Raw genomic sequence first — 20,195 nt, forward strand, 5'->3', positions numbered from 1 at the left:
GAAATCAGGCTAAAATGACAGTTTATCGCTCATATCGGACAAACTGATGATTGGTCTGGGACTGGAAGGCTACGATCCGGATAGCCAGTACGATGCGGCCGTCGCATTTCGCATTCAGGTAGTGGCGGAGGAACAATATATTCCGCTTCATCATCACCGTAAGGGGCAGCTGATTCTGGCCCTCGGCGGCGCAATCACCTGTGAAGTGGAAAATGCCATGCTGATGGTGCCGCCCCAGTATGCCGTCTGGATCCCTGGCCAGATGCCGCACAGCAACAGGGCCACGCCGGGCGCGCAGCTCTGCTTTTTGTTCATTGAGCCGGGGGCTGCCAGCCTGCCCGAGCGCTGCTGTACTCTGAAAATTTCCCCCCTGGTGCGGGAGCTGATTTTATCGCTCGCGGAAAAATCACGTGAACAGCTGCAGCTCGCGGCCACCTCGCGTCTGGTGGACGTCCTGTTTGACGAGCTGCCGCTCCAGCGTCAGGAGCATCTGCAGCTGCCCGTGTCGCCCCATCCCAAAATCCGGCTGATGAGCGAGAAGATGGCGGAAGAGCCCGCCGCCTGGCAGACGCTGGCGCAGTGGGCGAGCCACTTCGCCATGAGCGAACGCAATCTGGCGCGGCTGGTAGTGAAGGAGACCGGTCTGAGCTTCCGCCGCTGGCGTCACCAGCTGCAGCTGATTGTGGCGTTACAGCATTTAATAAGCGGCAAATCGGTGCAGCAGGTGGCCCAGTCACTGGGCTATGACTCGACCACCGCGTTTATCACCATGTTCAGGAAGGGACTGGGCCAGACGCCGGCGCGTTATATGGCCAGCCTGACTACGACTTCCCAATAAACAGCGAGACAAGGCCTGCCGCAATCAGCGGGCCGACCGGCACGCCGCGAAAGAGCGCCACGCCCAGCACGGTGCCCACCAGCAGGCCCGCCACCAGCGAGGGCTGGCTGCTCATCAGCGTGACGCCGCGTCCGCCCAGCCATGACACAAAAATCCCCACCGCGATCGCCACCAGCGATTTCCAGTTTACAAACGAGTGCAGCAGCGTGGAGGCGGGAAGCGTGCCGCTGGCGATGGGCGCCATTACCCCGATGGTTAAGATGATGATCCCGATGGTGAGGCCTTGTTTTTCTATCCACGGGAAAAAGGTATTTAACGGAGTCACGCGCACAATAATCAGCACCAGAATCGAGATGGCAACGGTGGTGTTATGGCTGATAAAGCCGAGCGCGGCGAGTGCCAGAAGAATGAGCAGAGTAGGGTCAAACATAGGGAATCCTTGCCAGAATAATGGTCCTGTTTACTGTACGCGCAAACGCGGCAGAGAACAGTGTTAAAAAGATTTTATCGTTGTCATAACCTTGTCATTTACGCGGATTAAAACGAAAGCAGATATCGCAAAAGGGTCGCCATCATGAACGATCACATGTTTGTGGAAACGCTGATTATCTCCTCATCGTTTTTCGCTATTGCCGTCATTCTTGTTGCCTCCGTGCTGTTCCTGGAAAGAAAAGGCTGACAGGGGCGTCAGCCATCGCAGTTACGCTTTATGGAAGGTGACAAGCTCAGGACGGGCGATGCGCAGGTAATCCTGGGTATCCATAATCACGGATTTCTCCAGCAGGCCGGCGTTAAACGCGATTTCGTCAAAGCGCTCGAACAGCAGCGGGTCGGCAACCAGCGCCAGGTCAGGATGGAAGCTAAAGGGCGGGATAGCGCCGAAAACGCAGGCGGTCAGGGCATCGACTTCGGCAGGGCTGGCGAGGGAGGCCTTTAGCCCGCCAAAATGGCTGGCAAGCTGGCTCAGGTCAGCCTGCAGGTCGGCGGCGAGGATCGCCAGAACATGTTTCTTTACGCCGTTTCCCTTCACCTTGCAGACCAAGGCTTTGGCGCCTTGCCGCAGGTCGGTTCCGCGAATTTCACTTACCGCTTCACATTTCCCGACCGCCTCGTGCTCCATGACGCGAAAACGCGCGCCCTGCTCGGTGAGTAAGGTAATGAGCTGCTGGTGGGTTCCTGTTCCAATAACGTCGTCAGTCATAACGATTTTCCCGGTGATAATCCAGTATGCAGGGGTCTACATTAGCACGGGATGAACGGGGTCGAAAGAAAACAGCCAGCGGGTTCGCTGGCTGTGGGATTATGCGTTGCTGGTAGCAGACTGCTTGTGGAACAGCTCCCTGAACACCGGATAAATGTCATCCTGGTCACGGATATGCTGCATGGCAAAATTATCGAACATCGACTGCAGATGCTCATACTCCCGCCACAGGGTCTGGTGCGCACGACGGGTGATTTCGATATAGCTGTAGTAACGCACGACCGGCAGAATTTTCTTCGCCAGAATCTCGTGACACAGCGGCGAGTCGTCGGCCCAGTTATCGCCATCCGACGCCTGCGCGGCATAAATGTTCCACTGTGCCGGGTCGTAGCGCTCTTTGACCACTTCATCCATCAGCTTCAGCGCGCTCGAGACGATGGTGCCCCCGGTTTCCTGCGAGTAGAAGAACTCATGTTCATCCACTTCTTTTGCCTGGGTATGGTGACGGATATAGACCACCTCCACGTTCTTATAGGTTCTGCTCAGGAACAGGTAGAGCAGGATATAAAAACGCTTCGCCATATCCTTCGTGGCCTGGTCCATCGAGCCGGACACGTCCATCAGACAGAACATCACCGCCTGGCTGGAGGGCTCAGGGCGTTTTTCGTAGTTCTTGTAGCGCAGGTCAAAGGTGTCGATAAACGGGACCCGTTCGATCTTCGCCCTCAGCTCTGCAATCTCTTTACGCAGGCGCTCCTCTTCCAGCAGTTGCGCCGGTTCCGTATTTTCCACCACCTTCAGGCTGCTCTCCAGCTCGCGCAGTTCGCGACGTTTGCCTGCCGTCATGGCCGTGCGTCGCGCCAGCGAGTTCTGCAACGAACGCACGACGCTGATGTTGGCGGGCACGCCGTTGGCGGTATAGCCCGCGCGGTGGGTTTTATATTCATTAAGCTGACGATGCTGATTCTTTTTCAGATTCGGCAGCGCCAGGTCTTCGAACAGCAGGTCGAGATATTCATCTTTTGAGATCTGGAAGACAAATTCGTCCTGACCTTCACCGTCCTGGCTGGCCTGTCCCTGACCGCTTCCTGAACCACCGCCGCCGCCCTGAGGGCGCTCAATTCTGTCGTTCTGAACGAAGTGGTCATTACCTGGGTGTACGCGATGGCGCAGGCCGCCTCGCCCCTGATGAAACATCGGTTCGCTGATGTCATCGGTGGGGATGGAGACAGACTCGCCGCTGTCGACGTCGGTCACCGAGCGTTTGTTGATGGCCTCGGAGATAGACTGTTTAATTTGCGCTTTATAACGACGCAAGAAGCGCTGGCGGTTCACCGTGCTCTTGTTTTTGCCGTTAAGACGCCGGTCAATAAACCAGGTCATATACCCCCCGTACTGCATTTGCCAACTTGCATTTTGTAGGCCCGGCAGGCGCTAACCGCCGCCGGGCACTTGTTTTAAGACGATTTACGCACGCGCAGGTACCATTCGCAGAGCAGGCGGACCTGTTTGCGGGTGTAGCCTTTTTCCATCATACGGTCGACAAAATCGTCGTGCTTTTTCTGTTCATCGGTTGAGGTTTTGGCGTTAAACGAGATCACCGGCAGCAGCTCTTCGGTATTGGAGAACATTTTCTTCTCAATGACCGTGCGCAGCTTCTCGTAGCTGGTCCAGTTCGGATTGCGCCCGTTGTTATGCGCTCTGGCGCGCAGGACGAAGTTCACAATCTCATTACGGAAGTCTTTCGGGTTGCTGATCCCGGCAGGCTTCTCGATTTTTTCCAGCTCCGCGTTCAGGGATTCACGGTCAAACAGCTGGCCGGTATCCGGGTCGCGGTACTCCTGATCCTGGATCCAGAAGTCAGCGTAGGTGACATAACGGTCAAAAATGTTCTGCCCGTATTCTGAATAGGATTCCAGGTAGGCCGTCTGGATCTCTTTGCCAATGAACTCGGCGTATTTCGGGATCAGGTAACCTTTCAGGAACTCAAGGTAGCGTTCAGCCTGCTCCTGCGGGAACTGCTCGCGCTCGATTTGCTGCTCCAGCACGTAGAACAGATGCACCGGGTTGGCCGCCACTTCCGCATGGTCGAAGTTAAAGACGCGGGAGAGGATCTTGAACGCGAAGCGCGTGGACAGACCGTTCATCCCTTCATCAACCCCGGCGTAGTCGCGATACTCCTGATACGACTTCGCTTTCGGATCGGTATCCTTCAGGCTCTCACCGTCATAGACGCGCATTTTCGAGTAGATGCTGGAGTTTTCCGGCTCTTTCAGGCGCGACAGGATGGAGAAGCGAGACAGCGTTTCCAGCGTGCCCGGCGCGCACGGCGCATGCACCAGCTCACTGTGGTTAAGCAGTTTCTCGTAAATTTTGATCTCTTCGGAGATCCGCAGACAGTAAGGCACCTTGACGATGTACACGCGGTCAAGGAAAGCCTCATTGTTTTTGTTGTTACGGAAGGTCACCCATTCAGATTCGTTCGAGTGGGCAAGAATGATCCCGTTAAACGGCAGGGCGGAGATACCTTCCGTCCCGTTGTAGTTTCCTTCCTGAGTGGCCGTCAGCAGCGGATGCAGCACCTTGATGGGCGCTTTAAACATCTCGACGAATTCCATAATACCCTGGTTAGCCCGGCACAGCGCGCCGGAGTAACCGTAGGCATCCGGGTCGTTTTGCGCGAAGTTTTCCAGCTTGCGGATGTCGACCTTACCGACCAGCGCCGAAATATCCTGGTTGTTCTCATCACCGGGTTCCGTTTTGGCGATGGCGATCTGTTCCAGGATCGACGGCCAGACTTTCACCACGCGGAATTTGGTGATGTCGCCACCAAACTCGTGCAGGCGTTTTGCCGCCCACGGCGACATGATGGTGCCGAGGTAGCGACGCGGGATGCCGTACTCTTTATCCAGAATCTGCGCATCTTCCTGCGGATTGAACAAGCACAGCGGGTGGTCGTTCACCGGGCTGCGCTCGCCGTTGGCGCTCAGGACATAGATAGGCACGCGCTGCATCAGCGACTTCAGGCGTTCCGCCAGCGAGGATTTACCGCCGCCCACGGGGCCAAGTAAATAGAGGATCTGTTTCTTCTCTTCCAGACCCTGAGCGGCATGCTTCAGGTAGGAGACAATCTGCTCTATGGCATCTTCCATGCCATAGAACTCTTCAAACGCCGGGTATCGGGCGACCACCCGATTCGAAAAGAGACGGGAAAGCCGGGGTTCCAGGGCAGTGTCAACCATGTTTGGCTCACCAATAGCCATCAATAGCCGTTCTGCCGCATTGGCATAGGCACTGCGATCTTGCCGACAGATGGTAAGAAACTCCTGCAGTGTGAACTCTTCGTCCTTGGCAGCTTCATAGCGCTGGCGATAGTGATCGAATATATTCATGGCATGCCGTCCTTTCGTTTTTTAGCACAGGATAAGAGCCGTTCGTATGAGTAGTGGAGGCTCCCGGAAGAGAATCTCTCGCACCTCACTGCCAGAGCAGCAACCTGTGTGCCAGGTCAGACGCTAAGAACCGCAGGGTGTTCAGGAAAACTCTTCTTAAATTAAAGCGTAGATGGCATTTGCAAAACTTGCATGCCCATAAAATCTACTTTCAATGACATATCAATAACTCATCCAAAAATTTCCACTCTGGTAATAAGGCAAAAGCACATTTTTCATTCAGCGGTCATGTAAATGAAAGCCGGTTGTCATCTGATAAGTTAAAAATAATGGGTTAATCAGACTGATTAGCAGGCAAAAAATTTTGGGATGTACGGGAATGGCGGTTACACTTCACCCGCTGATTATTTGACTACAGGAAAGAATGGATTGTGACCAAACTCAAACTTCTGGCATTAGGCATCCTTGCCGCGACCGCAGTAAGCACCGCACAGGCGGAAAGTCAGTGGACGGTTGGCGCGGGTGTTGGCGTCATTAACAGCCCGTACAAACAGTATGACCGTGATGTTTATCCTGTCCCGGTTATCACCTATGAAGGCGATAACGTCTGGTTCCGTGGGCTCGGCGGCGGCTACTATCTGTGGAACGATACGGCCGATAAGCTTTCCATCATGGCGTACTACGATCCTACGCACTTCAAGCCGGGTGACAGCGACAGCCACGCGCTTCGCCAGCTCGACAAGCGTAAAAGCTCGATGATGGCCGGCATCTCTTATGTGCATAACACCCAGTATGGCTTCCTGCGTACGGCCCTGGCAGGCGATACGCTGGATAACAGCAACGGCTTTATCTGGGATCTGGCGTGGCTGTACCGTTACACCAACGGTGGTCTGACCCTGACGCCGGGTATTGGTGTGCAGTACAACAGCGAGAACTACAATGACTACTATTATGGCGTCTCTAAAAACGAGTCCCGTCGTAGCGGTCTGAAGAGCTACAGCGCAGATGACGGCTGGGATCCGTACCTGGAGCTGACCGCGAGCTATAACTTCCTTGGCGACTGGAGCGTGTACGGTACTGGCCGTTATGAGCGTCTGAGCGATGAAGTGAAAGACAGCCCGATGGTCGATAAGTCCTGGGCAGGCATCTTCTCTGTCGGTGTGACCTACAAGTTCTGATTGCGCACTTATATTGTGCAATTGGTGCATCAAAACGGGGCGCTTGCGCCCCGTTTGCTTCAGTGTGGTGCAGCGAGATTATCGCTTAATAATGCGGATCGTCTGCCCTAAACGAGATGGCTTTTCTTCACTCGCTTTCTGCGGGGTAGTCACGCAGGCCGTTTCCACGCAGACAAACGTTTTATAACCGTCGTCAGGCACGTCGGCCATGCTGACAGACAGTGCAGGGCCCGGGTTCCAGCCCACCACGTTGCTGTGATGGTGATGTACTACCTCAATGCCGCGGTTCAGGGCACCGTCGTGGATCATGCTGCATGCTTCCGGATGCAGATAGACGCGGTCGGTACGGTCAGGAAACGCCTGAACGCCGTCGCTGAGTTTGCCTTCTTTCGCGTTGTCGACTTTATCGATAAAGGTATCGCCAAGGCCACTCACCTTCACAGCGCTGATGTCACCCACGTTGAAATAGGTGTGCAGGGCGGAGGTGGTTTCGAACTCGCCGTGGGCTTCCAGTTCGATTTCACAGGTTTTACCCAGCTTAAAGCGGGCGTACAGGGTGAAATCGTGTGGCCACAGGGCGCGGGTTTCGTCATTTGCCTGCAGCTCAAAGGTCAGCACGGCGCCGCTGTCGTCTTCGTTATGCGCTTTCAGGGTCCACTGCTGGTTACGGGCAAAACCGTGAGAAGGCAAACCCGGCTGTGCGGACGGGCCGAACCACGGCCAGCAGATCGGTACGCCACCACGGATTGCAGCCCCTTTTTTGAAGGAGGTCGCATCACTGAGCCACAATCCCTCAACTTCACCCTCCGGCTTCCAGGAGAGCAGGTGGGCGCCGTTCAGCGCCACGGAGGCCTTAACGCGTGGATGGTCAACGACGATAACGTCAGCACCGTCAATCTGGCGGCGGGAGAGCACAGGGGTAAGTTGTTCGACTACCGGAAGTGCAAAAATTTTATTAATCATTAAGCAATCCTCTGTCTTATAAATAAAAAAGGCGACCGAAGTCGCCTTTTTGGATCAAACACTCATCTCAACTTATTTGGAGATGTGAGCGATCAGGTCCAGTACTTTGTTAGAGTAGCCGGTTTCGTTGTCGTACCAGGATACCAGTTTAACGAAGTTGTCGTTCAGTGCGATACCTGCTTTAGCATCGAACACGGAAGTGCACACTTCGCCGTTGAAATCGGTAGAAACAACGTCGTCTTCGGTGTAACCCAGAACGCCTTTCATTGGGCCTTCGGAAGCAGCTTTGATTGCTTTCTTAATTTCTTCGTAAGAAGCAGCTTTTTCCAGACGAACGGTCAGGTCAACAACGGATACGTTAGGAGTTGGAACGCGGAACGCCATACCAGTCAGTTTGCCATTCAGTTCTGGCAGTACTTTACCTACAGCTTTAGCCGCACCGGTAGAGGATGGGATGATGTTCTGAGCCGCGCCACGGCCGCCGCGCCAGTCTTTGTGAGACGGGCCATCAACGGTTTTCTGAGTAGCGGTGGTTGCGTGAACGGTAGTCATCAGACCTTCGATGATGCCGAAGTTGTCGTTGATAACTTTAGCCAGCGGTGCCAGGCAGTTGGTGGTGCAGGATGCGTTGGAAACGATGTCCTGGCCAGCGTAAGTTTCGAAGTTTGCACCACGAACGAACATTGGGGTGTTGTCTTTGGAAGGACCCGTCAGAACAACTTTCTTCGCACCCGCAGTGATGTGTTTACGTGCAGTTTCGTCGGTCAGGAAGATACCGGTTGCTTCAGCAACAACGTCAACACCAATTTCGTTCCATTTCAGGTTAGCTGGGTCTTTCTCAGCAGTAACGCGGATGGTTTTGCCATTTACAACCAGGTGGCCGTCTTTCACTTCAACGGTGCCGTCGAAACGACCGTGAGTTGAGTCGTACTTCAGCATGTACGCCATGTATTCAGCGTCCAGGAGATCGTTGATACCAACGATTTCGATGTCAGAACGTTTCTGAGCAGCACGGAAAACAATACGGCCGATACGGCCAAAACCGTTGATACCTACTTTGATAGTCATATATTCCACCAGCTATTTGTTAGTGAATAAAAGGTTGCCTGTAAAATTACAAAAACCTTACGCAGCGTCAAGCGGAATCGTGTCAATCATTGCGACAAATCAATCCTGTGACTAACGTTTGTGCGACTGACTCGCCTCACTTTCCCTTTGAGCTTGCAACCACATGGGGGCTGCGCCCGGAATTTTAAAGTCCTCGCAGGATAAAAATGTGAATATGATCACAATTGCCTGACCGCCTTTTCGCGACACATAAGTTTAGATCAAAAGTGCACGCAAGGGTGTTAATGTTTTGTTAGAATGCGGGGTAAAAGATGTCTGTTTCTACAGCGAGATGTAAGCATATGTCGAACCAACGTAACCCCGACGATTTGAAAAAAAACCTCACAGAAATGCAGTTTTACGTGACGCAGAACCACGGGACGGAACCGCCGTTCACCGGGCGTTTACTGCACAACAAGCGAGACGGCGTCTACCACTGCCTGGTCTGTGATGCTCCGCTGTTCAATTCCCAAACGAAATTTGATTCGGGCTGCGGCTGGCCGAGCTTTTACGAGCCGGTGAGCGATGAGGCTATCCGCTATCTGACCGACTCGTCGCACGGTATGGTGCGCACCGAAATTCGCTGCGGCAACTGCGATGCGCACCTTGGACACGTCTTCCCGGATGGCCCTCAGCCAACGGGCGAGCGTTTCTGCGTGAATTCAGCCTCAATGAGCTTCACTGACGACGAAAACGGCGACCAGATCAAGGGTTGAAAAAACGATTCAGCAAATTATTCCTTTAAAAGGGCGGGATTGTGAATATTGAAGACATGATTAGCGGTATGACGCCGGAGATTTATCAGCGTCTGGTCACCGCCGTAGAGCTGGGAAAATGGCCCGATGGCGTCGCGCTGACCCCGGAGCAAAAAGAGAACAGCCTGCAGCTGGTGATGCTGTGGCAGGCGCGCAACAACACCGACGCGCAACACATGACGATCGACACCCATGGTCAAATGGTGATGAAGAGCAAGCGTGAGCTGAAAGAGGACTTTGGTATCACCCCGAAGCCGATTGCGACTTTCAAATAATGCTCTCATGTAGGCCGGGTAAGCGCTAGCGCCACCCGGCACGCTACACTTTAGTGCGGGATCCCGAGCGACGCCGCCAGCTGCTTAGCTAACTGGTTTTCATCATCCGCGCCGTACTCCCAGAACATCGCCCCGGCGAGACCTTTCTCTTTGATGTAGTCCGCTTTGATCGCCACGGATCGCGGGTTCTCATACGAAATCGCAAACAGCGCGTTGCCATCGGCACCCTTCACCGAAAGCCACGGCACTTTCGCCTGGTCGTCCCAGTGCTCGGTAAAGCGTTTTTGCGGATCGTTCAGCAGCTTTTTGACGATATCGTTGTACTTCACGTAGGTATCTTTGGTCAGGTCGTAGCCGAGCGACTTGAACAACCCGATCTCCTGCGGCCCGAAGTAGGGCTGAGTGGCCGGATTTTTTTGCGCATCGGGTTTCGTCCAGTCAATGCCCGGCTCCACGGCGCGTTTTGGTACGCGGCCATAGAAACCAATCCCGAGATTCATCTGCTGCGGCTTCAGCCCGGCGGCCAGATAGTTGTTCACCACAAAATCGACGCTGTATTTGTCTGCGGCGGCCACCGTCGGCCAGGCGCTGGAGTCGTACAGGTTGGCATTGAAATACTGCGTGCCGTACGCCATGTCGTAGGTCATCAGGTTGATGTAGTCGAGCAGGGGCGCAATGGCTTTCACATCCACCCAGCTTTTCGGACTTTCCGCATTCGCGCCTACCGCAATGGTCACCAGCTTTTTATGCCCGAACGCGTCGCGCATCTCCTTCAGCAGGGCGGTAAAGTTATCCCTGTCGGCGGGCTGGCTAGCCACCAGGCCCCAGGCGCCGTTGACCGGATACTCCCAGTCGAGGTCGATCCCGTCCAGACCATATTTTTCAACAATCTCCTGCGCGGAGCGGATGAACACCGCGCGACTCTCTTGGGTTGCCGCTGCGCCAGAGAAACCACGCGCGCCCCAGCCGCCGACGGAGAGCAGGACCTTAAGATTTGGGTTTTGCTTACGCAGCGTGGGGATTAAGGCCAGATCGGACGCCACTTTTGGCGATAGCCAGATTTGATGCAGCTTCGCCGGATCTTTCAGCGCGGCGTTGGTTTCGTCTTTTTCGTCGTTATAGACCAGACCAAACGAGTAGTTCAGGTGGGTGATCTGGCGAACGTCAAGTTTATTGATATCGCCACCCGGTCCGGCGGTGACGTCGCCACCCCCGTTAAAATAGCCCACGGACATCAGGGAACTGGCGGAGGCAACTGACGCGCAAAGCAAGGGTAAGGCTGCCAGCAAGGGCAAAAGTTTCATACAAGTTCCTCTTTGACTTAATAAAATTAACCACGCCACGGAAAAGGCGTGGCGAAAAAAACAGCCTGAAGAGAATAGCATTGCCGCTTCGCTGAGGTTGCGAGGGAGTTCACTTTATGGGAGATCGGAGGGGTTTTGCCGGGTGGCGGCTGCGCCTTACCCGGCCTACGGGGAAAGGTAGGTCGGGTAAGCGTCAGCGCCACCCGGCTTAAAAGACTACGCCTGCGTTTCCAGCCAGTCTTCGAGCGTATACAGCGTCGCGCCTTCCGCAGCCATATCCATAAACGCCTGAGCGCTGTCCTGCGGATGAATGTTCACCCCGCGGCAGCCGTCGGTGATGACGCTGACGGTGTAGCCAAGCTGAAGCGCATCCAGCACGGTGAACTTCACGCAGTAGTCCGTTGCCAGCCCCAGTACAATCAGCTCGGTGATTTCATGGTGACGTAACCAGGCGTCCAGCGCCGTTTTCTGGCGATGCCCGTTATCAAAAAACGCGCTATAGCTGTCGATTACCGGGTTTTCACCTTTATGGAACACCGCGTCGATGGCTTTCTGGTTCAGGAGCGGATGTAACTCCGCGCCTTCCGTTTGCTGTACGCAGTGATCCGGCCAGAAAGTTTGCGCCAGCCCGTCGAGTTCACCCTGGGTGAAGGGCTCGACATTGTGCTGGCTGGCAAAGCTGCCGTGATTTGCCGGGTGCCAGTCCTGGCTTGCGACAACTGCTTCACCACGGGCTTTGCACCAGTCAATCAGCGTGTTGGCCACGTCAACGGTGCTGTCACCTTCGGCGACGGCCAGCGCACCGCCCGCGCAGAAATCATTTTGCAAATCGACCAGGAGCAGGGCGCGTTGCTTCATGAGACCTCCTTATTCGTCAGGCGTCAGTTCGCCGCGCAGGTTTTGCATCATCGCGCTGCGAATGGACTGAATGTCCAGATCCTGACTCAGTAAATAGTGAAGTTTAGTCAGCGTTGCCTCAACGGTCATATCGAAACCGCTGATCACCCCCGCATGCGCCAGCGCGTTGCCGGTGGCATAGCCGCCCATATTCACTTTACCGGACATACACTGGGTCAGGTTCACCACCACAATTCCGCGTTCGCTGGCTTCCTGAAGCTCTTTCAGAAACTCGCCGTTTTGCGGCGCATTGCCCACGCCATAGGAGCGCAGGATAAGCGCTTTCACCGGCTGGCGCAGGAAGTTACGCACCACGTCCGCAGAGATACCCGGATAAATGGTCACCACGCCAATCGGTTGCGGAGTAATCGGATGCACAATCAGCTCGCCCGCGGTGTTCGGCGCAGGAGGGGTTCCCAGACGGCGGATATGAATCCCGGCCTCCAGCAGCGGCTGCAGGTTGGGTGAGGCAAAGGCGTCAAAGCCGTCGGCGTGGGCTTTGGTGGTGCGGTTACCGCGATAAAGACGATTGTTAAAGAACAACGACACTTCGTTAATCGGGTAATTCGCCGCCACGTACAGGGAGTTCAGCAGGTTGATCTGCCCGTCGGAGCGCAGTTCCGCCAGCGGAATTTGCGACCCGGTGACGATAACCGGCTTGCTCAGGTTCTCCAGCATGAAGGAGAGCGCCGAGGCGGTAAACGCCATGGTGTCGGTACCGTGCAGGATCACGAAGCCGTCGTACTGGTCGTAATGGGCTTTAATATCATCCGCGATGTGCTGCCAGTCTTCCGGCGTCATGTCGGAGGAGTCCATCAGCGGCTCGTATTCGTGGATGGTGAAGTCAGGCATTTCCGGTCGGTGGAATTCGGGCATCAGCGCAAGCTGACGCTGCAGGTGGCCGGAGACGGGGATATAGCCGTTTTCAGAGCGCTGCATACCGATGGTACCGCCAGTGTAGGCTACATAAATCGATTTCTTCTGCATGGTAGTGAGTTCTTGTTCTTCAAAAGAAAAAAATCCCCTCTTCGTAGGAAGAGGGGACGGTTTTTAACGGACGTTCGCGCAGGTCAGGCAAAACGCGTAACGACTCTGTGGATCGTTAAAGGCCGCAAGCTTATCGCTTTCTGCCTTCATCGCTTTTGCCGCCGTGGCGACCGGCGCAGGCAGGTAAGCCTGCAGCGCCTCCGGCAGCATGGCGCGTACCGAGCCGGACATGCTGTCCATGACCATATCGAAGAACGACGGTTCGTCCTGGTAATACTCGATATGCCACTGCTTCAGCTTCGCCAGTTCGGCGGCTTTCTTCACCGCGTCATCGAAGTCGCCCAGGCTGTCCACCAGTCCGTTGCTCTTCGCATCCTGACCGGTCCAGACGTGGCCCTGCGCAATCTGGTCGATCTGCTCAGGCGTCTTTTTGCGCGAGTCGGCGACCAGGGTGATAAAGCGTTTATAGCCGTTCTCAATGCTGAGCTGCATCATCTCAGAGACTTCCGGCGGCAGGGATTTGGTCACCGCGACATCCGCGAGCGGAGAGGTCGCTACGCCGTCTGTATGCACGCCCAGAGAATCCAGGCTGTTCTCTACGGTGTTGATCACCCCGAAGATGCCAATCGAGCCGGTGAGCGTGCTTGGGTTCGCCACGATGTAGTTGGCTGGCGTGGAGATCCAGTACCCCCCGGAGGCGGCCATTCCGCCCATTGAGACGACGACAGGCTTACCGGCGGCGCGGGCCGCGGCCAGTTCAGCGCGGATCACTTCGGAGGCGCTGACGCTACCGCCAGGGCTGTTGACCCGCAGGACAATCGCCTTCACTTTCGGATCGAGGCGCGCATCGCGTATTTGTGACGCCGTGGTATCACCGCCCACGTTCCCCGGGGTCTCCTGACCGTCCATAATCGCACCGTTAGCAAAGACCACCGCGACGCTATCACCGTTCTCATCCGGTTTCTTCGTCGAGTAATCATACATGCTGATGGCGCTGTAATTTTTGTCCTCTTTGCTCCAGCCAAACTGTTTGCTCAGGGATTTTTCAATCTCGGCGCTGGTGCCCAGGGCATCAACCAGTTTGTTATCAAGCGCGTATTTCGCGGTATCGCCGTCAACCTTACGCAGGCCTTCGAGCACGCCCTGCGCGCCAGGGAACACCTGCTCAGGCGTAATCTGACGGTTCGCGGCAACAGTGCCGAGATAGTTCTGCCACAGCTCGCCAATCCAGCGGCTGTCCGCTTCGCGGGCGGCAGGTGACATATCGTCGCGGATAAACGGCTCCACGGCGGATTTGTACGTGCCGACGCGGAAGACGTGGGTGGTAACCTTCAGCTTGTCGAGCAGCGATTTGTAGTACAGGCCGTTGGTGGCAAAGCCGTGCAGATCGACCGTACCCTGTGGGGAGAGCCAGATCTTATTGGCGAAGCTCGCCAGATAATATTGTCCCTGGCTGTAGCTGTCGCCCACGGCAATCACCGGCTTGCCGCTGTCGCGAAATTCGCGCAGCGCTTTACCGATGTACTGCATAGAGGGCTGGTCGCCGCCGGCAAAATCTTTCAGATCCAGCACGATGCCGGTGATGTTGCGGTCATCTTTGGCCTGACGGATGGCATCGACGATATCGAACAGGGAATTTTCCTGCAGACGGTCTGACGTGGCGCCAAACAGCTGACGGCTGATCACACCCAGACGGTTGCTGGCTGACGGTTTATCAACGATGACGCCGGTGATATCGAGTAACAGGGCCCCGCGAGTCGAATGCTGCGCCTGATTTGCGTTGCTGATGTGCATCCAGATGCCCGCGCAAACCAGAACCAGGAAGATGTAGAAGATGTTCATCACCAGGTTGCGGACGAAGTTGAGCAGTCGCCACGTCCATTTAAAGAAACCGGCAATAATTCGCCAAAGGGTTCGCATGTATTCTCCCTAACCAGAAAATGACTGTTTCCGTCGCCACTGGACGGTAATGTTGGGTTATCGTAATGACCCAACCGCCACTTGTCAGCAGGAATCGCCTGCCAGGCTGTAACAAAATCTGCCGTCGTGTTAATTTTGTGAGTAAATTTCAAGAAAGGAGTTAACCAATGGACGCACTCGAACTGCTTGTTAACCGCCGTAGCGCTTCCCGTCTGGCCGAACCTGCCCCGGCAGGCGAGCAGCTGGAGAACATTCTGCGTGCCGGCATGCGTGCCCCCGATCATGGCACGCTGCAGCCGTGGCACTTCTTTGTGATTGAAGGCGAAGGTCGCGATCGTTTCAGTAAACTGCTGGAGCAGGGGGCGGTGGCCGCAGGGCAGGATGAGAAAGGAATCGAGAAGGCGCGTAATGCCCCGTTCCGCGCTCCGATGATCATCGCTGTCGTGGCAAAATGCCAGGTGGATCATAAAGTCCCGGTCTGGGAACAGGAAATGTCTGCGGGCTGTGCGGTGATGGCGATGCAGATGGCCGCCGTCGCGCAAGGCTTTAACGGTATCTGGCGCACCGGTGCGCTGACCGAAAGCCCGGCGGTCCGGGACGGTTTTGGCTGCGGTGAGCATGACAAAATTGTCGGTTTCCTCTATCTCGGTACTCCGCAGCTTAAAGCCTCCAGCACCATCAGCGTGCCGGACACCACGCCTTTCGTCAGCCGTTTCTGATAGCGCGCGCTAAACTGTCTGGATTCTGAGCATCTGCCGCAGAATTCAGACAGTCATACTTACCTCTTTATGGAATGAGCGCTACCATAGCGCGATTGAGATGACAGGAGACGTCCATGAGCGAGCAAACCATTCGTTTAACGCAGTACAGCCACGGAGCCGGTTGCGGTTGTAAAATTTCCCCGAAAGTGCTGGAGACCATCCTGCACAGCGAACAGGCGAAGTTTGTCGACCCGAACCTGCTTGTCGGCAACGAAACGCGTGACGATGCAGCGGTTTATGACCTGGGTAACGGCACCAGCATTATCAGCACCACCGACTTCTTTATGCCGATTGTCGACAACCCGTTCGATTTCGGGCGTATTGCGGCCACTAACGCCATCAGCGATATCTTCGCCATGGGCGGCAAACCGATTATGGCGATCGCTATTCTGGGCTGGCCGATCAACACCATCCCGCCGGAAGTAGCCCGTGAAGTGATTGATGGCGGCCGTTTTGCCTGCCAGCAGGCGGGGATTGCGCTGGCCGGTGGTCACTCTATCGATGCGCCGGAGCCTATCTTCGGCCTGGCCGTTACCGGCGTGGTCCCGACCGAGCGCGTGAAGCGCAACAGTACCGCGCAGGCGGGCTGCAAGCTGTTCCTCACCAAGCCGTTGGGCATTGGCGTGCTGACCACCGCCGAGAAAAAATCCCTGCTCAAACCGGAGCACAAAGGGCTGGCAACCGAAGTCATGTGCCAGATGAACCTCGCGGGTGCGGCGTTCGCCAATATCGACGGCGTGAAGGCGATGACCGACGTGACCGGTTTTGGTCTGCTGGGGCACCTCTCCGAAGTGTGTCAGGGCGCGGGCGTGCAGGCGCAGGTCTGGTATCAGGACGTGCCGAAGCTGCCGGGCGTGGAAGAGTATATTGCTCAGGGCGCGGTCCCGGGCGGTACCCAGCGCAACTTCGCCAGCTATGGTCACCTGATGGGCGAAATGCCAGAAGAATGGCGCAACCTGCTGTGCGATCCGCAAACCTCCGGCGGCCTGCTGCTGGCGGTCACGCCGGAATCCGAAGCCGAGGTTCAGGCCACGGCCGCCGAGTTCGGTATTACCCTGACGGCGATCGGCGAGCTGGTGACCGCGCGCGGTGGCCGACCGATGATTGAGATCCGTTAATTCGATGCGGTTGTTTATTGCCGAAAAGCCGAGCCTGGCCCGTGCCATTGCCGATGTGCTGCCCAAGCCGCATCGCAAAGGCGACGGCTTTATCGAATGCGGTAACGGGCAGGTGGTCACCTGGTGTATCGGTCACCTGCTTGAGCAGGCGCAGCCGGATGTCTATGACAGCCGTTACGCCCGCTGGAATTTAAACGATCTGCCCATCGTGCCGGAAAAATGGCGCCTGCAGCCCCGACCTTCGGTGACCAAACAGCTCAACGTGATCAAGCGCTTCCTGCATGAAGCCGATGAAATCGTGCACGCGGGTGACCCGGACAGGGAAGGACAGCTGCTGGTGGATGAGGTGCTGGACTATCTTGAACTGGCGCCGGAAAAGCGCCAGCAGGTGCAGCGCTGCCTGATCAACGACCTCAACCCGCAGGCGGTGGAGCGTGCGATCTCGCGCCTGCGCGCCAACAGCGAATTTATTCCGCTGTGCGTCTCGGCGCTCGCGCGTGCCCGCGCCGACTGGCTGTACGGTATCAACATGACCCGCGCCTACACCATCCTCGGGCGCAACGCGGGCTATCAGGGCGTGCTCTCCGTGGGGCGCGTGCAGACGCCGGTGCTGGGGCTGGTCGTGCGTCGTGATGAAGAGATTGAGAACTTCGTCGCCAAAGATTTCTTTGAAGTGAAAGCGCATATCGTCACGCCTAAAGACGAACGCTTTACCGCCGTCTGGCAGCCGAGCGATGCCTGCGAGTCATATCAGGATGAAGAGGGGCGTTTGCTGCACCGCCCGCTGGCGGATCATGTGGTTAACCGCATTACCGGACAGCCCGCTATCGTCACCAGCTATAACGATAAACGGGAATCAGAACCCGCGCCGCTGCCGTTCTCGCTGTCGGCCCTGCAGATTGAGGCCGCGAAACGCTTTGGCCTCAGCGCGCAGAACGTGCTGGACATCTGCCAGAAGCTCTATGAAACCCACAAGCTGATCACCTATCCGCGTTCGGATAGCCGCTACCTGCCGGAAGAGCATTTTGCCGGTCGTCATTCGGTGATGAACGCCATTAGCGTGCACGCGCCGGATCTGCTGCCGCAGCCGGTGGTGAACCCGGACACCCATAACCGCTGCTGGGACGACAAAAAGGTGGACGCCCACCACGCGATTATCCCGACGGCGCGCGCCAGCAGCGTCAACCTGACGGATAACGAAGCGAAGGTCTACAACCTGATCGCCCGCCAGTACCTGATGCAGTTCTGCCCGGACGCGGTGTTCCGCAAATGCGTGATCGAGCTGGAAATCGCAAAAGGGAAGTTTATCGCCAAAGCCCGTTTCCTCGCGGAAGCAGGCTGGCGCACGCTGCTCGGCAACAAAGAGCGTGACGAGGAGAATGACGGCACGCCGCTGCCCGTGGTCGCCAAAGACGACGAGCTGCTGTGCGAGAAAGGGGAAGTGGTGGAACGCCAGACCCAGCCGCCGCGCCATTTTACCGATGCGACGCTGCTTTCCGCGATGACCGGGATCGCCCGGTTCGTGCAGGATAAAGATCTGAAGAAGATCCTGCGCGCCACCGACGGTCTGGGCACGGAGGCGACCCGCGCGGGGATTATCGAGCTGCTCTTTAAGCGCGGTTTTCTTGAGAAAAAGGGGCGCTATATTCATTCGACCGAGCCGGGCCGCGCGCTGATTCATTCCCTGCCGGAGCTGGCCGCCAGGCCGGACATGACCGCGCATTGGGAATCGGTGCTGACGCAGATCAGCGAGAAGCAGTGCCGCTATCAGGACTTTATGCAGCCGCTGGTGGGGACGCTTTACCAGCTGATCGATCAGGCGCGCAGCACGCCCGTGAAAACGTTCAGAGGGATGGTTGCACCCGGTGGTGGGGCGAAGAAACCGTTTAAAAAGAAAAAGAGCGCGGCCGCTTCTTAACTCGTAGGCCGGGTCAGGCGAAGCCGCCACCCGGCGAAAGACAGCTCTGCGGCCTGAAAAAAGCCCGGTGGCGGCTACGCCTTACCGGGCCTACAGGGCGAGAACGCCGCGAAACTTTAAATCACACCCTGCCCAATCATCGCATCCGCTACCTTCACGAACCCGGCGATATTCGCCCCACGCACGTAGTTGGTTTGTGACGCTTCACCGCCATATTCCACGCAGGCGTGGTGAATATCCAGCATGATATGGTGCAGGCGCGCATCCACTTTCTCCGCCTTCCAGCCGAGACGCGCGGCGTTTTGCGCCATCTCGAGGCCGGAGGTTGCCACGCCGCCCGCGTTGGCGGCCTTGCCCGGTGCAAACAGCACGCCTGCCTCCAGGAACAGATCCGTCGCGTCGATGGTGGTCGGCATGTTTGCCCCTTCGGCGACCGCTTTTACGCCGTTGCTAATCAACGTGCGCGCGGCTTCAGCATCCAGCTCGTTCTGCGTGGCGCACGGCAGGGCGATATCCACCGGCACGCCCCACGGCTGTTTACCTTCGAGGTAGGTCAGGCCAAACTCCCGGGCGTAATCCGCTACGCGTCCATCGCGGCTGGCTTTGATTTCACACAGGCGCGCCAGCTTCTCTGCCGTGAAGCCCGCTTCATCCACCACCGTTCCGCTGGAGTCAGAGGCGGTCACCACGCGAGCGCCAAACTGCATCGCTTTTTCAATCGCGTACTGCGCCACGTTACCGGAGCCGGAAACGGCTACGCGCATGCCTTCGAAGCCTAAGCCGTGACGCTTGAGCATGGCCTCTGTGAAGTATACCAGGCCGTACCCGGTCGCTTCCGGGCGGATCAGGCTCCCGCCAAACGACAGCCCTTTGCCGGTAAAGACGCAGGCGCTGTTGTTGGAAAGCTTTTTCATCATCCCGGCCATAAAGCCCACTTCACGTCCGCCCACGCCGATATCACCGGCAGGCACGTCGGTGTCCGGGCCGAGGTGACGGTAGAGTTCGGTCATCAGCGCCTGGCAGAAACGCATCACTTCACCTTCGCTTTTGCCTTTCGGGTCGAAATCGCTGCCACCTTTTCCGCCGCCCATGGGCAGCGTGGTCAGCGCGTTTTTAAAGGTCTGCTCGAAGCCGAGGAATTTCAGAATCGACAAATTCACGGACGGATGGAAACGCATGCCGCCCTTAAACGGGCCGATGGCGGAGTTAAACTGGACGCGCCACGCGCGGTTGACCTGCACCTGATTGCGATCGTCCACCCACGTCACGCGGAACTGGATCACTCGCTCTGGCTCGACCAGGCGTTCGAGCAACGACATCTGGCGATAGCGCGGGTTTTGTTCAAGGAAGGACCACAGGGTGGTCATCACTTCACGTACGGCCTGGGCGAACTCGCTTTGGTGCGGGTCGCGCTGCTGAACATGGGCAAGGAAACTTTCCAGAGAGCGTGTCTGATCCATAGATATAAGAACCTCTTATAATAATGTTTGTATATGACTTATGCGTTTTGTGTTGTTTTTTTGACTATACCACCCGTACCGCTTTGTGTGGCAAGCAGAAATTCAGGACGAAAGGGAAATT

At 56.4% G+C, this 20,195-nt stretch carries 19 protein-coding genes; 8 read left to right on the forward strand and 11 right to left on the reverse strand.

All coding sequences use genetic code 11. From position 1 onward, the window contains the following. Positions 1-46 precede the first annotated feature (46 nt). Positions 47-838 (forward strand): helix-turn-helix domain-containing protein, encoded by a 792-nt coding sequence (locus FHC48_RS16290; RefSeq protein WP_008500738.1) that lies wholly within the window; start codon positions 47-49, stop codon positions 836-838. Here the strand turns inward: FHC48_RS16290 and FHC48_RS16295 are convergent. Continuing rightward, positions 822-1,268 (reverse strand): DUF441 domain-containing protein, encoded by a 447-nt coding sequence (locus FHC48_RS16295; RefSeq protein ID WP_008500737.1) that lies wholly within the window; start codon positions 1,266-1,268, stop codon positions 822-824. The two genes, FHC48_RS16290 and FHC48_RS16295, sit on opposite strands and share 17 nt — an antisense overlap. 144 nt (positions 1,269-1,412) lie before the next feature. On the opposite strand from FHC48_RS16295, the gene yoaI reads away from it, so the two are divergent. Beyond that, positions 1,413-1,517 carry a small membrane protein YoaI gene (yoaI, locus tag FHC48_RS16300; RefSeq protein WP_010430055.1) on the forward strand — a complete coding sequence of 35 codons (105 nt, stop codon included), beginning with the start codon at positions 1,413-1,415 and terminating at the stop codon, positions 1,515-1,517. Between the two features lie 21 nt (positions 1,518-1,538). On the opposite strand, the gene FHC48_RS16305 is transcribed toward yoaI, so the two are convergent. The 3 genes from FHC48_RS16305 to yeaG form a co-directional block, all read right to left on the reverse strand. Continuing rightward, positions 1,539-2,039, reverse strand: coding sequence for a YbaK/prolyl-tRNA synthetase associated domain-containing protein (locus FHC48_RS16305; RefSeq protein ID WP_008500735.1), 501 nt, complete (start codon positions 2,037-2,039; stop codon positions 1,539-1,541). A gap of 99 nt (positions 2,040-2,138) precedes the next feature. Then, a complete protein-coding gene (locus tag FHC48_RS16310) occupies positions 2,139-3,422 on the reverse strand; it encodes a YeaH/YhbH family protein (RefSeq protein ID WP_023292702.1) in 1,284 nt (427 codons plus the stop codon). A 74-nt stretch (positions 3,423-3,496) separates the two neighbouring features. Then, a complete protein-coding gene (gene yeaG / locus FHC48_RS16315) occupies positions 3,497-5,431 on the reverse strand; it encodes a protein kinase YeaG (protein ID WP_008500713.1) in 1,935 nt (644 codons plus the stop codon). A gap of 431 nt (positions 5,432-5,862) precedes the next feature. On the opposite strand from yeaG, the gene FHC48_RS16320 reads away from it, so the two are divergent. Continuing rightward, a complete protein-coding gene (locus FHC48_RS16320; RefSeq protein ID WP_059362352.1) occupies positions 5,863-6,609 on the forward strand; it encodes a MipA/OmpV family protein in 747 nt (248 codons plus the stop codon). A gap of 78 nt (positions 6,610-6,687) precedes the next feature. Here the strand turns inward: FHC48_RS16320 and FHC48_RS16325 are convergent, their stop codons facing one another. Both FHC48_RS16325 and gapA read right to left on the reverse strand, forming a co-directional pair. Continuing rightward, the gene (locus FHC48_RS16325) at positions 6,688-7,572 is read right to left on the reverse strand and encodes a D-hexose-6-phosphate mutarotase (protein WP_021241049.1); all 885 of its coding nucleotides are present in this window, start codon (positions 7,570-7,572) and stop codon (positions 6,688-6,690) included. Between the two features lie 72 nt (positions 7,573-7,644). After that, positions 7,645-8,640, reverse strand: a complete 996-nt coding sequence (gene gapA / locus FHC48_RS16330) for a glyceraldehyde-3-phosphate dehydrogenase (protein WP_006809136.1) — start codon at positions 8,638-8,640, stop codon at positions 7,645-7,647. Positions 8,641-8,981: 341 nt separating this feature from the next. Between gapA and msrB the strand changes: the two genes are divergently transcribed. Both msrB and FHC48_RS16340 read left to right on the forward strand, forming a co-directional pair. Continuing rightward, positions 8,982-9,395 (forward strand): peptide-methionine (R)-S-oxide reductase MsrB, encoded by a 414-nt coding sequence (msrB, locus tag FHC48_RS16335; protein ID WP_008500710.1) that lies wholly within the window; start codon positions 8,982-8,984, stop codon positions 9,393-9,395. Positions 9,396-9,436: 41 nt separating this feature from the next. Next, positions 9,437-9,709: a YeaC family protein gene (locus tag FHC48_RS16340; protein ID WP_021241050.1), complete on the forward strand. Its 273-nt coding sequence runs from the start codon at positions 9,437-9,439 to the stop codon at positions 9,707-9,709. 50 nt (positions 9,710-9,759) lie between these two features. On the opposite strand, the gene FHC48_RS16345 is transcribed toward FHC48_RS16340, so the two are convergent. From FHC48_RS16345 to sppA, 4 genes are all read right to left on the reverse strand, one after another. Beyond that, the gene (locus tag FHC48_RS16345) at positions 9,760-11,013 is read right to left on the reverse strand and encodes a glycoside hydrolase family 18 protein (protein WP_059362347.1); all 1,254 of its coding nucleotides are present in this window, start codon (positions 11,011-11,013) and stop codon (positions 9,760-9,762) included. Between the two features lie 216 nt (positions 11,014-11,229). After that, positions 11,230-11,871: a bifunctional nicotinamidase/pyrazinamidase gene (gene pncA / locus FHC48_RS16350; RefSeq protein WP_059362344.1), complete on the reverse strand. Its 642-nt coding sequence runs from the start codon at positions 11,869-11,871 to the stop codon at positions 11,230-11,232. Positions 11,872-11,880: 9 nt separating this feature from the next. Beyond that, positions 11,881-12,897: an asparaginase gene (ansA, locus tag FHC48_RS16355; protein WP_008500705.1), complete on the reverse strand. Its 1,017-nt coding sequence runs from the start codon at positions 12,895-12,897 to the stop codon at positions 11,881-11,883. Positions 12,898-12,960: 63 nt separating this feature from the next. After that, positions 12,961-14,817 (reverse strand): signal peptide peptidase SppA, encoded by a 1,857-nt coding sequence (sppA, locus tag FHC48_RS16360; protein WP_059362341.1) that lies wholly within the window; start codon positions 14,815-14,817, stop codon positions 12,961-12,963. Positions 14,818-14,984: 167 nt separating this feature from the next. Here sppA and FHC48_RS16365 point away from each other — a divergent pair, with 167 nt between their 5' ends. The 3 genes from FHC48_RS16365 to FHC48_RS16375 all read left to right on the forward strand — a co-directional run bounded on the left by FHC48_RS16365 (position 14,985) and on the right by FHC48_RS16375 (position 18,614). Continuing rightward, positions 14,985-15,536 (forward strand): NAD(P)H nitroreductase, encoded by a 552-nt coding sequence (locus tag FHC48_RS16365; protein ID WP_059362338.1) that lies wholly within the window; start codon positions 14,985-14,987, stop codon positions 15,534-15,536. A 116-nt stretch (positions 15,537-15,652) separates the two neighbouring features. Next, a complete protein-coding gene (gene selD, locus FHC48_RS16370; RefSeq protein WP_008500702.1) occupies positions 15,653-16,696 on the forward strand; it encodes a selenide, water dikinase SelD in 1,044 nt (347 codons plus the stop codon). 4 nt (positions 16,697-16,700) lie between these two features. Next, positions 16,701-18,614 carry a DNA topoisomerase III gene (locus FHC48_RS16375; protein ID WP_008500701.1) on the forward strand — a complete coding sequence of 638 codons (1,914 nt, stop codon included), beginning with the start codon at positions 16,701-16,703 and terminating at the stop codon, positions 18,612-18,614. A 116-nt stretch (positions 18,615-18,730) separates the two neighbouring features. On the opposite strand, the gene gdhA is transcribed toward FHC48_RS16375, so the two are convergent. Further along, on the reverse strand, positions 18,731-20,074 hold the full coding sequence (gene gdhA, locus FHC48_RS16380; RefSeq protein WP_220418831.1) for an NADP-specific glutamate dehydrogenase: 1,344 nt from the start codon (positions 20,072-20,074) through the stop codon (positions 18,731-18,733). Between the last annotated feature and the right edge of the window lie 121 nt (positions 20,075-20,195).

The sequence above is a fragment of the Enterobacter sp. EC_50 genome (assembly GCF_019584525.1).
Lineage (GTDB): Bacteria > Pseudomonadota > Gammaproteobacteria > Enterobacterales > Enterobacteriaceae > Enterobacter > Enterobacter roggenkampii.

What these genes read in the sequence shown, in the direction of transcription:
- yoaI (WP_010430055.1), top strand. Translation starts at nt 1,413, where the DNA reads ATGAACGATCACATGTTTGTGGAAACGCTGATTATCTCCTCATCGTTT.
- FHC48_RS16325 (WP_021241049.1), bottom strand. Translation starts at nt 7,572, where the DNA reads ATGATTAATAAAATTTTTGCACTTCCGGTAGTCGAACAACTTACCCCT.
- sppA (WP_059362341.1), bottom strand. Translation starts at nt 14,817, where the DNA reads ATGCGAACCCTTTGGCGAATTATTGCCGGTTTCTTTAAATGGACGTGG.
- FHC48_RS16295 (WP_008500737.1), bottom strand. Translation starts at nt 1,268, where the DNA reads ATGTTTGACCCTACTCTGCTCATTCTTCTGGCACTCGCCGCGCTCGGC.
- gapA (WP_006809136.1), bottom strand. Translation starts at nt 8,640, where the DNA reads ATGACTATCAAAGTAGGTATCAACGGTTTTGGCCGTATCGGCCGTATT.
- FHC48_RS16375 (WP_008500701.1), top strand. Translation starts at nt 16,701, where the DNA reads ATGCGGTTGTTTATTGCCGAAAAGCCGAGCCTGGCCCGTGCCATTGCC.
- pncA (WP_059362344.1), bottom strand. Translation starts at nt 11,871, where the DNA reads ATGAAGCAACGCGCCCTGCTCCTGGTCGATTTGCAAAATGATTTCTGC.
- selD (WP_008500702.1), top strand. Translation starts at nt 15,653, where the DNA reads ATGAGCGAGCAAACCATTCGTTTAACGCAGTACAGCCACGGAGCCGGT.
- gdhA (WP_220418831.1), bottom strand. Translation starts at nt 20,074, where the DNA reads ATGGATCAGACACGCTCTCTGGAAAGTTTCCTTGCCCATGTTCAGCAG.
- yeaG (WP_008500713.1), bottom strand. Translation starts at nt 5,431, where the DNA reads ATGAATATATTCGATCACTATCGCCAGCGCTATGAAGCTGCCAAGGAC.
- FHC48_RS16345 (WP_059362347.1), bottom strand. Translation starts at nt 11,013, where the DNA reads ATGAAACTTTTGCCCTTGCTGGCAGCCTTACCCTTGCTTTGCGCGTCA.
- FHC48_RS16290 (WP_008500738.1), top strand. Translation starts at nt 47, where the DNA reads ATGATTGGTCTGGGACTGGAAGGCTACGATCCGGATAGCCAGTACGAT.
- msrB (WP_008500710.1), top strand. Translation starts at nt 8,982, where the DNA reads ATGTCGAACCAACGTAACCCCGACGATTTGAAAAAAAACCTCACAGAA.
- FHC48_RS16305 (WP_008500735.1), bottom strand. Translation starts at nt 2,039, where the DNA reads ATGACTGACGACGTTATTGGAACAGGAACCCACCAGCAGCTCATTACC.
- FHC48_RS16310 (WP_023292702.1), bottom strand. Translation starts at nt 3,422, where the DNA reads ATGACCTGGTTTATTGACCGGCGTCTTAACGGCAAAAACAAGAGCACG.
- FHC48_RS16365 (WP_059362338.1), top strand. Translation starts at nt 14,985, where the DNA reads ATGGACGCACTCGAACTGCTTGTTAACCGCCGTAGCGCTTCCCGTCTG.
- ansA (WP_008500705.1), bottom strand. Translation starts at nt 12,897, where the DNA reads ATGCAGAAGAAATCGATTTATGTAGCCTACACTGGCGGTACCATCGGT.